Here is a 14,452-nt window from a genome sequence, read left to right as displayed (position 1 = left end):
AGAGAAAGCTTCATGGAGAAATGGATTGAAATCAGAAAAGGCGGCAATTTCATGGAAATGGCAAAGAAATATGGAATTGACCCGCTGATTGCCCGGATTATAAGAAACCGGGATATAATAGATGAAAAAGAAATTACAGAATATTTGTATGGTGGAAAAGAGGCATTACATAATCCTCATTTATTAAAGGATGTGGATAAAGCTGCAGAAATTATTGCAGAGGGCATTGCAGGGAAAAAGGCCATGCGTATCATTGGTGATTATGATATTGATGGTGTCAATGCAACCTATATTTTGTTAGAGGGAATCCGCCGGTGCGGCGGCAATGTGGATGCTGCAATCCCGGACCGGATGAAAGATGGTTATGGAATCAATGAGCATTTAATCGAGCAGGCATTGTCCGATGGAAAAGAACTTTTGATTACCTGTGACAATGGAATTGCTGCAATCAACGAGATTAATTTTGCAAAGGAAAAAGGAATGACGGTTGTAGTAACGGACCATCATGAGATTCCTTATTGCAATACAGAACAGGGAAAGGAATTTCTATGGAGCAATGCGGATGCCATTGTAAATCCCAAGCAGGCGGATTGTCCGTATCCATGCAAAGGAATCTGCGGAGCAGTAGTGGCATGGAAGCTGGTGCAGGTGCTTTATGAGAGAATGGATATTCCGGTGGAAGAAGCGGATATTTTTATTGAAAATGCAGGCTTTGCAACGGTGGGGGATGTCATGGATTTAACCGGAGAGAACCGCATTTTGGTAAAGCTTGGGTTAAAAGCGTTAGAGCATACGAAGAATTCCGGAATGAAAGCGTTGATTGCGAAAAATAAGCTTTCCGACAAGACATTAAGTGCGTATCATATCGGTTTTGTATTGGGACCATGCATCAATGCCAGCGGCAGGCTGGATACAGCAAAACGTTCCCTGGAGCTGCTGCTTGAGCGGGATGAAGTAAAGGCTTCTGCACTGGCAGGCGAGCTGGTGGAGCTTAACGAAAGCCGGAAATATATGACACAGCAGGAGACGCAGAAGGCGTTGGAACAGATTGAAAAGGAAGGACGGGAAAAAGATAAAGTATTAGTGGTTTACCTGCCGGAATGCCATGAGAGCCTTGCCGGAATCATTGCCGGACGAATCCGGGAAGCCTATCAGAGACCGGTATTTGTACTGACCAAAGGGGAAGAAGGAGTCAAAGGCTCCGGCCGTTCCATCGAAGCCTATTCCATGTTTGATAAAATGACGGAAGTGGCGGAGCTGTTTACAAAATACGGCGGACATCCTATGGCAGCAGGACTTTCCATGCGGGAAGAAGATATTGATAAATTGCGGGAACAGCTTAACCAGAAGGCAGAACTTTCCGAAGAAGATATGGTAGAGGTGGTAAGGCTGGATGCGGTGCTTCCGATGTCCTATTTTACGGTAGATACCATCCGGCAGTTAAGGGTGCTGGAGCCTTGCGGAAAGTCCAATACCAGACCGGTGTTTGCAGACCGTAATATTAAGATTACAAGAGCCGGTATAGTGGGCGTAAACCGGAATGTGTTAAAACTTCATTTGTTGGATTCAAGGGGGAATCCGGTGGCAGGCGTCTATTTTGGAGAAGTGGAAAAATTACTTACATTTCTCAGTGAAAAGTTTGGCAGTGAAGAAGTGGATGCAGCTATGCATGGAAGAGAAAACAGCATACAGTTTGCAGCTGTTTATGAGCCGGCAGTGGACACTTACAGTGGAAGAGAAAGTGTGCAGGCAATAATACGGCGTTTTCGGTAGTCCGGCATACACAAGAAACTTTCAGAGGCGTGTTCTGTAGGTAAAACTTTAGGGACTTAAGAAAAATTTAATAGAGTATTATGTTTTTGCAGGGCACTTCGGTTGTAAAAAACGCAGAATCATTGTAAAATATAAGGGATTTATAACATACAGGGGGTATATTATATGACGAAAGAGGAAGTATTTTCTTTCCCTTCCGCAGATGGACGAACCACAGTTCATGCAGTACGATGGACTCCGGAAGATGGAAAGTATCGTGCAGTTTTACAGATAACACATGGTATGGTGGAATATATTGAGCGCTACCGGGCTTTTGCAGAATTTTTAAATGACAATGGTTTTCTGGTGGTAGGACATGACCATATCGGACACGGTGAATCCGTTGTATCTAAGGATGAATGGGGATATTTTGCAGAGCATCCCAGCGATACGGTGGTTGCCGATATGCATACACTCAGGGAGATAACACGGAAAGAGCATCCGGGTGTGCCTTATTTTATGTTAGGACACAGCATGGGTTCTTATATGCTTCGGAAATATCTGGCGATACATGGAGAGGGGCTTACCGGTGCTATAATTATGGGAACCGGCTGTATTCCGGACAATACCACAAAGCTTGCCATGTTTATTGCAAAGCTGCAGGCAGCTTTTCTGGGCTGGCACCACAGAAGTAAATTATTGCAGAAATTATCTTATGATAAATACTATCATCAGTTTGACCTGACAGGAAAAGATGCTTCCAATAGCTGGCTGACCAAGGATGAAGAAATAGTAAAAACCTATTATGCAGACCCGAAATGCACGTTTGTATTTACGGTAAATGCTTATATGGGACTGTTTGAGGCAGTTCTTTTTGACAACCAGCAGGAAAATATTGAAGCAGTTCCAAAGAGTCTTCCGTTATTCTTTGTATCGGGAGCAATGGATCCGGTGGGCGGCTGCGGCAGCGGCGTAAAGAAGGTATATAATAAATTTGATGCAGCCGGCAAAGAGGATATTACCTGGAAATTATATGACAACGACCGTCACGAAATCTTAAATGAGACAGACCGTGATGTTGTATATCATGATATTCTGGCATGGATGAATGTTCACCTTGCCTGAAAAAGGAGGAAAAAATGAAAAAACATATCAAAAAAATAATGGGAATGGGATTGGCATGTATGCTGTTTCTTGGAGTGCCATTTCAGGCATCCGCAGCAGAAGTGACAGGAACACTGTCTACAGAGACATCATCGGAAAATGGTACTGCAGCAGGCGGAGAGAACAACGGTTCCGATGCAGCAGCCAATACAGATAATGGAGCAGCAGCCGGCACTCCGGAAAGTGGAGCAGCTGCAGATAATCCGGCAGCGGCAGAAGATAAGGCAGATGACAATGTCGTGATCAAAGAAAGCGATAAACCATATCTGGCACTGGGTGCTGATCTGTCTGAGGAGCAGAAGAATACAGTATTAAGTCTGATGGGCATTGATCCTGCACAGCTTGATAATTATGATGTAGTTACAGTAAACAATTCCGAAGAACACCAGTATCTGGATGCATATATTCCATCTTCACAGATTGGAAGTAAATCCTGGTCTTCTGTAGTAATCGTAAAGAAAGATAAAGGAAATGGAATCAATATTTCCACCAAGAATATTTCATACTGTACAGTTGGTATGTATAAGAATGCACTGGTAACAGCCGGAATTGAAGATGCGGACATAATTGTTGCAGGACCACAGAATATTTCCGGAACAGCAGCTCTGGTAGGTGTGTTTAAGGCATACCAGGAGATTACCGGAAAAGAACTTCCACAGGAAAATGTAGATACTGCATTAAATGAGCTGGTTTTAACCGGACAGTTAGAGAGCAGCACTGGTGCAGATGCAGAATCCGTAGAAGGACTGGTTGCATACTTAAAACAGCAGATGGCAGAAAACAATCTTACGGATGATGCAAGTATCCGTGATGCCATTGATGAAGCAGCAGATAAATTTGATGTTGCACTGACAGAAGAGCAGAAAGAGCAGTTATTAGACCTGTTAAAGAAGATTGGCAATCTGGATCTTGATGTAGACAGCCTTGTAAATCAGGCGAAATCCATTTATGACAAGATTGAAAACCTTGGTGCAGACGGCATCTTTGATAAGATAGGAAGCTTTTTCTCCAACCTGTTTTCCTCTATTGCAGATTTCTTTAAGAATCTGTTCAATTAAATAAGACAGGACAATTTTATAAAAGAGATTTCAGACAACTACCGGTTCGCCCGGTAGTTGTTTTTTTGAAAGATCAGGTGCCAAATGGAGAAATCAAATTTTGGATATGGCAAAATTGTACAAAAACATATCTATTTGTGACTTTGGAAGCAAATTAGAAGTTCTTAATGTACCTGCCATGATACAGCAACATTCTGACATGGATGTCAGAATGAGTCCTAAAGAGCCCGGATGGCTCGTTTAGGACGGTTGCGTGATATTTCTATATTTAATCAGGTACATTTAGAACATCTTATTTGCATACAGTGGAACAAATAGATATGCTTTTGACCAATTTGCCAAATAAAATATATGAGAAGCCCATTTCCTTCCTGATCAAACAAAATAGAAAACACATGTTTGCCAAAAAAATCTCCATGTGTTATACTAGCCGCAGGGCTTCTTTTGAAGCAGTCTTTAGAAAGAAAGGATTGGAACAATGGCGAAACAGGAAACATATGATGCGAGCAGTATTTCCGTACTGGAAGGACTGGAAGCTGTCCGAAAGAGACCGGGAATGTATATTGGAAGTGTCTCAAGAAAAGGATTGAACCATTTAATATATGAAATCGTGGATAACTCGGTAGATGAGCATCTTGCCGGTGTATGTGATACCATCCGTGTTACATTAGAGGCAGATGGCTCCTGTACCGTAGAAGATAACGGACGGGGAATTCCGGTGGGAATGCATAAGAAGGGCGTATCGGCAGCCCGTGTGGTATTTTCTACTCTGCATGCCGGCGGAAAATTTGATAATGCAGCATATAAGACCAGCGGTGGTCTTCATGGAGTAGGTTCCTCTGTTGTAAATGCACTTTCTACTTATATGGATGTAGAGATAAGCAGAGATGGTTATGTGCATCATGACCGCTATGAGCGTGGCGTGCCAACGGTAGAGCTGGTAAACGGACTGCTGCCGACAATTGGAAAGACGAAAAAGACCGGAACAAAGATTAATTTCCTGCCGGATCCGGAAATCTTTGAAAAGACAAGATTTAAAGAGGATGAAGTAAAGAGCCGTCTCCATGAGACTGCATATTTAAATCCTGCTTTAACTATTATTTATGAAGATAGACGTGGGGAAGAAGTAGAACATATTGAATATCATGAGCCGGATGGAATCATTGGATTTGTAAAAGAGATGAATCAGAATAATGAATGTCTCCATGATGTCATTTATTATAAAGGAGAATCTGAGGGCATTTCTGTTGAAGTGGCATTCCAGTATACAACAGAATTCCATGAGAATGTGCTGGGCTTCTGTAATAATATTTACAATGCAGAGGGCGGAACCCATCTGACCGGTTTTAAGACAACCTTTACCCAGGTGATTAATTCCTATGCAAGAGAGCTTGGCATCTTAAAAGAAAAGGATGCAAACTTTACCGGAACAGATGTAAGAAATGGAATGACTGCCGTTATTTCTGTGAAACATCCGGACCCAAGATTTGAGGGGCAGACGAAAACCAAGCTTGATAACCAGGATGCGGCAAGAGCCACCGGAAAAGTAACCAATGATGAAATTCAGATGTACTTTGACCGTAACCTGGATACTTTAAAGGCAATTATCAGCTGTGCCGAGAAGGCTGCCAAGATTCGTAAGACAGAAGAGAAAGCCAAAACGAATCTTCTGACCAAGCAGAAATTTTCTTTTGATTCCAATGGCAAACTGGCAAACTGTGAGAGCCGTGATGCATCCAAATGCGAGATTTTCATCGTAGAGGGAGATTCTGCGGGTGGTTCTGCAAAGACTGCAAGAAACCGAATGTTCCAGGCAATTCTTCCGATTCGTGGAAAGATATTAAATGTAGAGAAAGCAAGTATTGATAAAGTATTGGCTAATGCAGAGATAAAAACTATGATTTATGCATTTGGCTGCGGATTTTCCGAAGGATATGGAAATGACTTTGATATCAGCAAGCTTCGTTATGATAAGATAATTATCATGGCAGATGCAGATGTGGATGGAGCACATATTTCAACGCTGCTTCTGACTTTGTTTTACCGGTTTATGCCGGAACTGATTTACGAAGGACATGTCTATATTGCGATGCCGCCATTATATAAGGCGATGCCAAGCAAAGGGGAAGAAGAATATCTTTATGATGATGCAGCACTGGCACGTTATCGTAAAACACATAAAGGTTCTTTTACCCTGCAGCGTTACAAAGGTCTTGGAGAGATGGATGCAAACCAGCTATGGGAGACAACCTTAAATCCGGAAACAAGAATGTTAAAACAGGTAGAAATCGAAGATGCCAGAATGGCATCGGATGTAACAGAGATGCTGATGGGAACGGATGTACCGCCGCGTCGTAAATTCATCTATGATAATGCAAAGGATGCAGAACTTGACATATAAATTTCTATGAATCCGTAAGGAATTGCTGACAGCATATTTTTATGGATGTATGGGAAATGATAGAAGCAGAAAATCAGGAAGGAATTGGATAGATTATGGAAACGAAAGAACAGATTATCCGCACCGAGTATTCGGAAGTAATGCAGAAATCTTATATCGATTATGCCATGAGCGTTATTATCGCAAGAGCATTGCCGGATGTCAGAGATGGTCTGAAGCCGGTACAGCGAAGAACACTTTATGATATGCACGAACTTGGCATCCGTTATGATAAACCTTACCGTAAATGTGCCCGTATCGTGGGAGATACCATGGGTAAATATCATCCGCACGGTGACAGCTCCATTTATGATGCACTGGTGGTAATGGCTCAGGAATTTAAGAAAGGCCTGCCACTGGTAGATGGCCATGGTAACTTTGGTTCCATCGAGGGAGATGGAGCGGCGGCGATGCGATATACCGAGGCTCGCCTGCAGAAGATTACCCAGGAAGCATACCTTGCGGATCTGGATAAAGATGTAGTAGATTTTGTGCCAAACTTTGACGAGACAGAAAAAGAACCGGAAGTACTTCCGGTAAAGGTGCCGAACCTTTTGGTAAACGGAGCAGAGGGTATTGCCGTTGGTATGGCAACCAGCATTCCACCGCATAATTTTGGCGAAGTCATTGATGGTGTCAAAGCATATATGAAGAATCCGGATATTACAACAGAAGAAATGATGAAATACATCAAGGGACCGGATTTCCCGACCGGTGGAATTGTGACCAACCAGGATGAACTGCTTTCCATTTATGAGACTGGAATCGGTAAGATTAAGGTTCGTGGAAAAGTAGAAATTGAAGCAGTAAAAGGCGGAAAAGAGCGCCTGATTATTACGGAAATTCCATACACCATGATTGGAGCCAATATTGGAAAATTCTTAAATGATGTCTACAGTCTGGTTGAGACCAAGAAGACAAATGATATTGTGGATATTTCCAATCAGTCATCCAAGGAGGGAATCCGCATTGTTATCGAACTTCGAAAAGGAGCAGATGCACAGAATCTTTGCAATCTCCTTTATAAGAAGACAAAATTAGAAGATACTTTTGGTGTCAATATGCTGGCAGTAGCAGACGGAAGACCGGAGACTCTGGGACTGGTTCCGATTATCCGCCACCATGTAAAGTTCCAGTATGAGCTTGCTACCAGAAAATATAAGACATTACTGGCAAAAGAACTGGATAAGAAAGAGATTCAGGAAGGCTTAATCCGTGCCTGCGATGTCATTGATTTAATTATTGAAATCTTAAGAGGAAGCCGTAATATCAAGGATGCGAAAAACTGTCTGATGAACGGTGTGACCGAAAATATTAAATTCAAAACGAAAGAATCCGAAAAGAAAGCTTCGAAGTTAAACTTTACAGAACGTCAGGCAACAGCAATTTTAGAGATGCGCCTCTATAAGCTGATTGGTCTGGAAGTGGAAGCATTGATGGATGAGCATAATACCACATTAAAGAATATCGCAGAATACGAAGATATTCTTACCAACCGCAGTACAATGGCGAAGGTAATTATGAAGGAATTGGATGGTCTTAAGAAAAACTATTCCAGAAAACGCCGTACCCATATCGACAATGTGGAAGCTGCCGTTTATGAAGAAAAGAAGATGGAAGAGATGGAAGTAGTCTTCTTGATGGATCGTTTTGGCTATGCGAAAACCATTGATGTGGCGGCTTATGAGCGTAATAAAGAAGCAGCAGACAGCGAGAACCGTTATGTACTTCATTGTATGAATACCGGAAAAATCTGCATCTTTACCAATACCGGACAGATGCATCTGCTGAAGGTAGTCGATTTGCCGTTTGGAAAATTCCGTGACAAGGGACAGCCGATTGATAATGTAAGTAATTATGACAGCTCTAAAGAGCAGTTGATTTATATCACAGATCTGGCAGCACTGTGTACGCAGAAGCTTTTATTTGGAACGAAGACAGCCATGTTAAAACAGGTGGATGGAAAAGAATTTGACGTAGCAAAACGTACCACAGCTGCCACGAAGCTTGCAGATGATGATGCAGTTATATTCGTAGCACCGGTAGAAGAAAATATGACTATTGTTATGCAGTCGGCAAAGGACATGTTCCTTAGGATCGCAGCAGATACGATTCCTGAGAAGAAGAAGGGGGCAATCGGAGTCTGCGGAATGAAGCTTGCAGCAGGGGATGAACTGACCAACATCTATGCACTGGGTGAGGAAGAACCGCCGGTGGTCATGGTAAAAGATAAAGAAATTGCATTGAACCGGCTTCATATTGGAAACCGTGCAACCAAAGGAGTAAAGAAATAAATTGACATATCAGCAGGCACTTGCATTTGTAGAAGAAACAAAAAAATATGGCAGTATATTAGGACTGGACAGTATCCGTGCACTGATGAAAGAACTGGGGGATGTGCAGGAAGAACTTACCATCATTCATATTGCAGGAACTAATGGAAAAGGTTCTGTGGGTGCAATGCTTCAGGCGGTGCTTTCAGAAGCAGGATTAAAAGTGGGAAGATACAGCTCGCCGGCAGTCTTTTCCTATCGGGAAATCTGGCAGATAAACGGAAAAGCAGTTTCCGAAGAAGCATACGCTGCCTTGATGGAAAAAGTAAAGACAGCCTGTCTTACACTGACAGAAAAAGGACTTCCGCATCCGACGTCCTTTGAGGTAGAGACTGCAGCAGCGTTTTTATATTTTAAAGAAGAAGCCTGTGATGTGGTGTTATTGGAAACCGGCATGGGGGGAAGAGAGGATGCAACCAATCTGATTACCCATCCCATTTGCAGTGTCATTACTTCTATCAGCATGGATCATATGCAGTTCCTGGGAAATACGTTATCAGAGATTGCATCTGCAAAGGCTGGAATCATAAAAGAGAACTGCCCGGTGGTATCTGCCTGGCAGGAAGATGCTGTGACAGAGGTTCTTGTCAAGGAGGCAGAGCGGCTTAAAGCACAGCTGTACCAGCCGAGGAAGGATGCCATAAGAAATCTTTTGTATGATATGAATGGAATGCAGTTTGATTATGTAAGAGAAGATAATTCACAGTGGAAGATAAAGCTTCCGCTGACCGGAGCCTATCAGGCAGCCAATGCAGCCTGTGCGCTTAAAGTAATAGAAGTATTGAAAGAGAAAACATTTCCGCAGCTTACCTTATCGGTGATACAAAATGGCTTTCAGAAGGTCTGCTGGAATGGGCGTTTTGAACGTGTTTTAGAGGAACCATTATGCATTCTGGATGGTGCCCATAATGAGGGCGCAGCACTGCAACTTGCAAAAACGCTGGAAAACTGTTTTACAAATCGTAAGATAACCTATATAATAGGGGTGCTTGCTGATAAGGCACATGAGAAGATTTTAAAGATAATGCGTCCTTATTCGGAAACTGTATATGCGGTAACGCCGCATAATGGCAGGGCACTTCCGGCAGAGAAGCTGGCGGAGGAAGCGAAGGCAGCAGGCTATCAAACAGTAATAACAGAACCTTTGATTGAAGATGCGGTAAGACATGCAATTGCTGAGAGCTCGAGAGAAGATGTGGTGCTGATATTTGGCTCCTTGTCATATCTTGCAGAGGCAAAGCAGGCTGTCATACAGTATCGGGAAGGACAGAAGAATGATAGATAAAGAGAAAGTGGAAGCAGGAGTACGGCTGATATTAGAAGGCATTGGCGAAGATGTGAACCGGGAGGGCTTACTTGAGACTCCGGATCGTATTGCACGGATGTATGAAGAAATCTTTGGCGGAATGGACATGGATGCCGCAGAGCCTTTAAAGAAAAGATTTCATGCCAGCAACAATGAGATGGTAGTAGAAAAGGATATTACTTTTTATTCTACCTGTGAGCATCATATGCTTCCATTTTATGGAAAAGCCCACGTTGCTTATATTCCAAATGGAGAAGTAGTCGGCATCAGCAAGCTGGCAAGAACCGTGGAAATCTATGCAAGACGGCTTCAGATTCAGGAGCAGCTTACGGCACAGGTGCAGATGCACTGATGGAGCAGTTAAAGCCGAAGGGTGTCATGGTTATGATGGAAGCAGAGCATATGTGTATGACGATGCGTGGTATTAAGAAGCCGGGCAGCAGGACGGTTACTTATGTGACCCGTGGAATCTTTAATGAGGATGAGCGTCTGGTAAATAAATTTTTCCAGATGGTGCGTTAGATATGGTGATGAAATGGAATATGTAGTAAGACTTTTGCATCAGGAGCAATACCGGGAAAACGTAAAGAAAATTGCCCGTCTGGAAGCGGACAGAATCTATTGCAGACATAATATGGAACATTTTATGGATGTGGCACGGCTGGCACAGATTCGCAATTTAAAGGAGCAGCTTGGTTTGGATGAAGAGATGATATATCTTTATGCCCTGCTTCATGATATCGGTCGTATGAAAGAATATGAACAGGGAATCTCTCATGCAGCGGCATCTGCCGAATTTGCAGGAGAGATTTTTGCGACTATAGGCTATCCGAAGGAAAAAGGAGCTATCATCTGCCAGGCAATTCTGGCTCACCGCAGGGAGACCTGCAGTGAGCTGCACGGGGAGAAATTATGGCAGACAGCATTTACACAGCTTATGAAATGGGCGGATAAGGCATCCCGTATGTGCTTTGCCTGTGAAGCAGCAGACAGCTGCAAGTGGAGTGAAGAAGAGAAAAATAAACCGGAGACCTGGTTTTAAGCTGCCAGGCATCCGCAAGAAGCTGTTGGTAGCAGGTTCTACAGACAGCATAAAAGGAGAAGAAAAATGAGAATAGGCAATCGGACATTTGACACAGCAAATCATACTTATGTAATGGGAATCTTAAATGTAACACCGGATTCTTTTTCGGATGGGGGAAGTTATAACCAGTTAGACCTTGCATTAAAGCATGTAGAAGAAATGATGGCACAGGGGGCAGATATCATCGATGTGGGTGGAGAATCCACAAGACCGGGTTATACAAAGATTTCTGATGAAGAAGAAATTGGGCGTACTGTTCCGGTGGTAGAAGCAATTGTAAGCCGTTTTGATGTGCCGGTTTCCGTAGATACCTATAAAAGTAAGGTGGCAGAGGCTAACCTTGCGGCAGGAGCACATCTTTTAAATGACATCTGGGGACTGAAAGCAGATGATAAAATGGCTGGCGTGATTGCAAAATATGATGCCGCATGCTGTCTGATGCACAACCGCAAGGAAGCAGATTATAAGAACTTTATGGAAGATATGAAAAATGATTTACGGGAAACATTACGTCTTGCAAAGGAAGCGGGGATTCGTGAAGATGGCATCATGACAGACCCGGGTGTAGGATTTGGCAAGACTTATGAGAATAATTTAGAAGCTATCCGATGCGTGGGAGAACTGAATGAACTGGGCTATCCGGTGCTGCTTGGCACATCCCGGAAGTCGGTAATCGGTCTGACGCTGGATGTTCCGGCAAAGGAACGTGATACAGCCACAGCAGTAACCAGTGCTTATGCCGTATGGGCACATTGCGGATTTGTCCGCGTACACAATGTGCGTGCCAATGCAGAGGCAATTAAGATGGCAGAAGCAATCAGGGATGGAGGATTACATGGATAAGATTATCATAGAAAATCTTGAACTATTTGCAAATCATGGAGTGTTTCCGGAGGAGACAAAGCTTGGACAGAAGTTTCTAATCAATATGGAACTTTATTTACCAACCAGAAAAGCAGGATATTCGGATGATTTGACAGAATCGGTAAATTATGGAGAAGTCAGCCATTTTGTAACAGAATTTCTGACGACACATACCTATAAGCTGATTGAAGCTGCAGCAGAGCAGACAGCACGGGCAGTGTTATTGCATTTTCCGTTGATTCAGAAATTAAAATTTTCCATACATAAACCATGGGCACCGGTGGGACTGCCTTTATCAGATGTGGCAGTGGAAATAGAACGGGGCTGGCATAAGGTATATCTTGCCTTTGGTTCCAATATGGGCGACCGGAGAAAATATATTGAAGATGCCGTTGAAGAACTGCGGAACTTAGAAGACTGTAAGGTAGGTCGTATATCCGATATTCTTGAGACAGAACCATACGGCGGCGTGGCGGAGGGCGCATTTTTCAATGGATGTCTGGAACTTCGAACCCTGTATACACCGGAAGAATTATTGGAGAAGCTTCATGCCATAGAAGCTCATGGCAACCGGGAGCGTAAGATGCGCTGGGGCTCAAGAACGATAGACCTTGATATTTTATTTTATGATGATGAAGTGATATCTACCCCGGAACTTACGATTCCGCATATTGATATGGCAAACCGCCTGTTTGTGTTAGAACCGCTGTGTGAAATCGCACCATATCTCTGGCATCCGGTGTTAAAAAAGACGGTGCTTCAGATGAAACAGGAACTGAAGGGCAGAAAAGACATTGTTTTATTTGATTTGGATGGAACCATTACCAATTCCAAGGAAGGAATAACAAAGTGTGCCCAGTATGCCCTAAAGGCATATGGTATTGACGAACCGGATGCAGATAAGCTTGAATTCTTTATCGGACCGCCACTTAAAAATACTTTTATGGAACATTATGGCATGGATGAAGAGACCGCAGTAGCGGCAGTAGCCAAGTACCGGGAACGCTATCATCCAACCGGTATCTTTGAATGCAGCCTTTTTGATGGTGTTGAGGATGCTTTGAAATCTCTCAAGCGAAAAGGCTATCGTATCGGACTGGCATCCAGCAAGCCGGAAGAATCCTGCCGGCGTATTTTGGAGCATTTCCACATCCTCTCCTATTTTGATGAAGTGGTGGGAGCCACAATGGATGGCAGAATAGACAGCAAATATGAGGTGCTGCAGGAAACGATAAAGCGTATGCATATTTATGATACCACCGAAGCAGTATTGATTGGAGATACCAGATTTGATGTGTCAGGAGCCAAAGAAGCACATATGGACTGCATCGGTATCACTTATGGATTCGGAACGAAAGAAGAGTTGCAGGAGGCTGGAGCAAACGCAATCTGTGACAGTATTGAGGAGGCGGCAGAATATATTGAAAGATTATAAGCTACTTCGCATCTGGGAAGTGATTTATCCCATCGGTATTTATTTTGTAGTAACAAATGTTGTGATGTTTGTGTTAAATCTCATGCATACAATGACCAATGAAAATTATATGATTTATCAGATTATTGCAACGGTGATAGCATTTCCCTTTATCTATGCTTTCTATCGGAAAGAAGATGGCGGGAAAATGGCAAATCTGCCACGAACCATTTTATTTGCAGCAGCCGCAGGCTTATTTGGCGTAGTGTTAAATAATCTTATCGGATATACCGGCTTAAAAGAAACATCACAGAGCTATCAGGAAGTAAGTGCTGCTTTTTACGGCAGTACTCTGGCATTAGAAATCCTTGGAACCTGTATCATAATTCCGTTCTTAGAGGAACTTCTTTACCGTGGCATCGTTTACCAGCGTTTGAAAGCGTTTTTGGGAGTGAAGGCGGCAGTTGTATTATCGGCAGTAATATTTGGAGCCATGCATTTTAATCTGGTGCAGTTCCTATATGCCACAGCGGTAGGACTCTTGCTGGCAGTCATCATGGAACAGGAAGGGCTTGGCGCAGCCATGGCAGCCCATATGGTAACGAATCTGGTATCGGTACTTCGAAGCGAGACAAAGCTGTTTCATTTCATGGATGCATCCATGACGGGAAGCGTCATATGCACCGTGGTGGAGAGCGTGCTGATTGTGGTGTTATTGGTGCTGGCTTTCCATGGCGGAAAAGAGAAGTAAAGGTAAAAATTATGTATGTGTTTAATAATATGGTAGGATCCACAGGTACTGGATATTCGTTAAAAGGAAAACGATTAGAGTTTGGCATGGGTGGTAAATGGTATAAAGCAGATTCCTTAGGGTATGAGGGTGCAGTGGAATATGCAGTATCAAAAATATTGAAACATTCAAATATTAAGGATTATGTGTCATATCAGTTAGAAATTATTAATTATAATGGAGATACTTTTAATGGTTGTGTATCCATTGATTTTTTGCAATTAGGACAGCAATTGGTTACTACAGA

At 42.9% G+C, this 14,452-nt stretch carries 10 protein-coding genes and 2 pseudogenes; all 12 read left to right on the top strand.

The features are described 5' to 3' along the window. Positions 1–12 precede the first annotated feature (12 nt). Positions 13–1,773 (top strand): single-stranded-DNA-specific exonuclease RecJ, encoded by a 1,761-nt coding sequence (gene recJ / locus DW059_RS06060; protein WP_117698172.1) that lies wholly within the window; start codon positions 13–15, stop codon positions 1,771–1,773. Positions 1,774–1,938: 165 nt separating this feature from the next. Beyond that, positions 1,939–2,877 carry an alpha/beta fold hydrolase gene (locus tag DW059_RS06055; RefSeq protein WP_117698171.1) on the top strand — a complete coding sequence of 313 codons (939 nt, stop codon included), beginning with the start codon at positions 1,939–1,941 and terminating at the stop codon, positions 2,875–2,877. Between the two features lie 14 nt (positions 2,878–2,891). Then, the gene (locus DW059_RS06050; RefSeq protein ID WP_117698170.1) at positions 2,892–3,974 is read left to right on the top strand and encodes a DUF1002 domain-containing protein; all 1,083 of its coding nucleotides are present in this window, start codon (positions 2,892–2,894) and stop codon (positions 3,972–3,974) included. Between the two features lie 478 nt (positions 3,975–4,452). After that, on the top strand, positions 4,453–6,375 hold the full coding sequence (locus DW059_RS06045; RefSeq protein WP_117698169.1) for a DNA gyrase/topoisomerase IV subunit B: 1,923 nt from the start codon (positions 4,453–4,455) through the stop codon (positions 6,373–6,375). Positions 6,376–6,470: 95 nt separating this feature from the next. Next, on the top strand, positions 6,471–8,708 hold the full coding sequence (locus tag DW059_RS06040; RefSeq protein ID WP_117698168.1) for a DNA gyrase/topoisomerase IV subunit A: 2,238 nt from the start codon (positions 6,471–6,473) through the stop codon (positions 8,706–8,708). Position 8,709: 1 nt separating this feature from the next. After that, on the top strand, positions 8,710–10,032 hold the full coding sequence (locus DW059_RS06035; protein WP_117698167.1) for a bifunctional folylpolyglutamate synthase/dihydrofolate synthase: 1,323 nt from the start codon (positions 8,710–8,712) through the stop codon (positions 10,030–10,032). Beyond that, a pseudogene (folE, locus tag DW059_RS06030) lies at positions 10,022–10,575 on the top strand (GTP cyclohydrolase I FolE). Before DW059_RS06035 ends, folE begins: the two are co-directional and overlap by 11 nt. 13 nt (positions 10,576–10,588) lie before the next feature. Beyond that, positions 10,589–11,095, top strand: a complete 507-nt coding sequence (locus tag DW059_RS06025; protein ID WP_117698166.1) for an HD domain-containing protein — start codon at positions 10,589–10,591, stop codon at positions 11,093–11,095. 66 nt (positions 11,096–11,161) lie between these two features. Then, positions 11,162–11,980, top strand: a complete 819-nt coding sequence (gene folP / locus DW059_RS06020) for a dihydropteroate synthase (protein WP_117698165.1) — start codon at positions 11,162–11,164, stop codon at positions 11,978–11,980. Beyond that, the gene (folK, locus tag DW059_RS17100) at positions 11,973–13,436 is read left to right on the top strand and encodes a 2-amino-4-hydroxy-6-hydroxymethyldihydropteridine diphosphokinase (protein ID WP_330408301.1); all 1,464 of its coding nucleotides are present in this window, start codon (positions 11,973–11,975) and stop codon (positions 13,434–13,436) included. Before folP ends, folK begins: the two co-directional genes overlap by 8 nt. Next, entirely contained in the window at positions 13,423–14,166 is a 744-nt protein-coding gene (locus DW059_RS06010) for a CPBP family intramembrane glutamic endopeptidase (RefSeq protein WP_158552057.1), read from the top strand. The genes folK and DW059_RS06010 overlap by 14 nt, the downstream gene beginning before the upstream one ends. Beyond that, positions 14,094–14,452: pseudogene (locus DW059_RS06005) on the top strand (hypothetical protein); the annotation flags it as partial. The gene DW059_RS06010 and the pseudogene DW059_RS06005, both read left to right, overlap by 73 nt.

This window comes from Roseburia sp. AF42-8 (assembly GCF_003435965.1).
In the GTDB taxonomy this organism is placed as follows: domain Bacteria; phylum Bacillota; class Clostridia; order Lachnospirales; family Lachnospiraceae; genus Roseburia_C; species Roseburia_C amylophila.
This window is presented reverse-complemented; position numbering and strand designations above follow the sequence as displayed.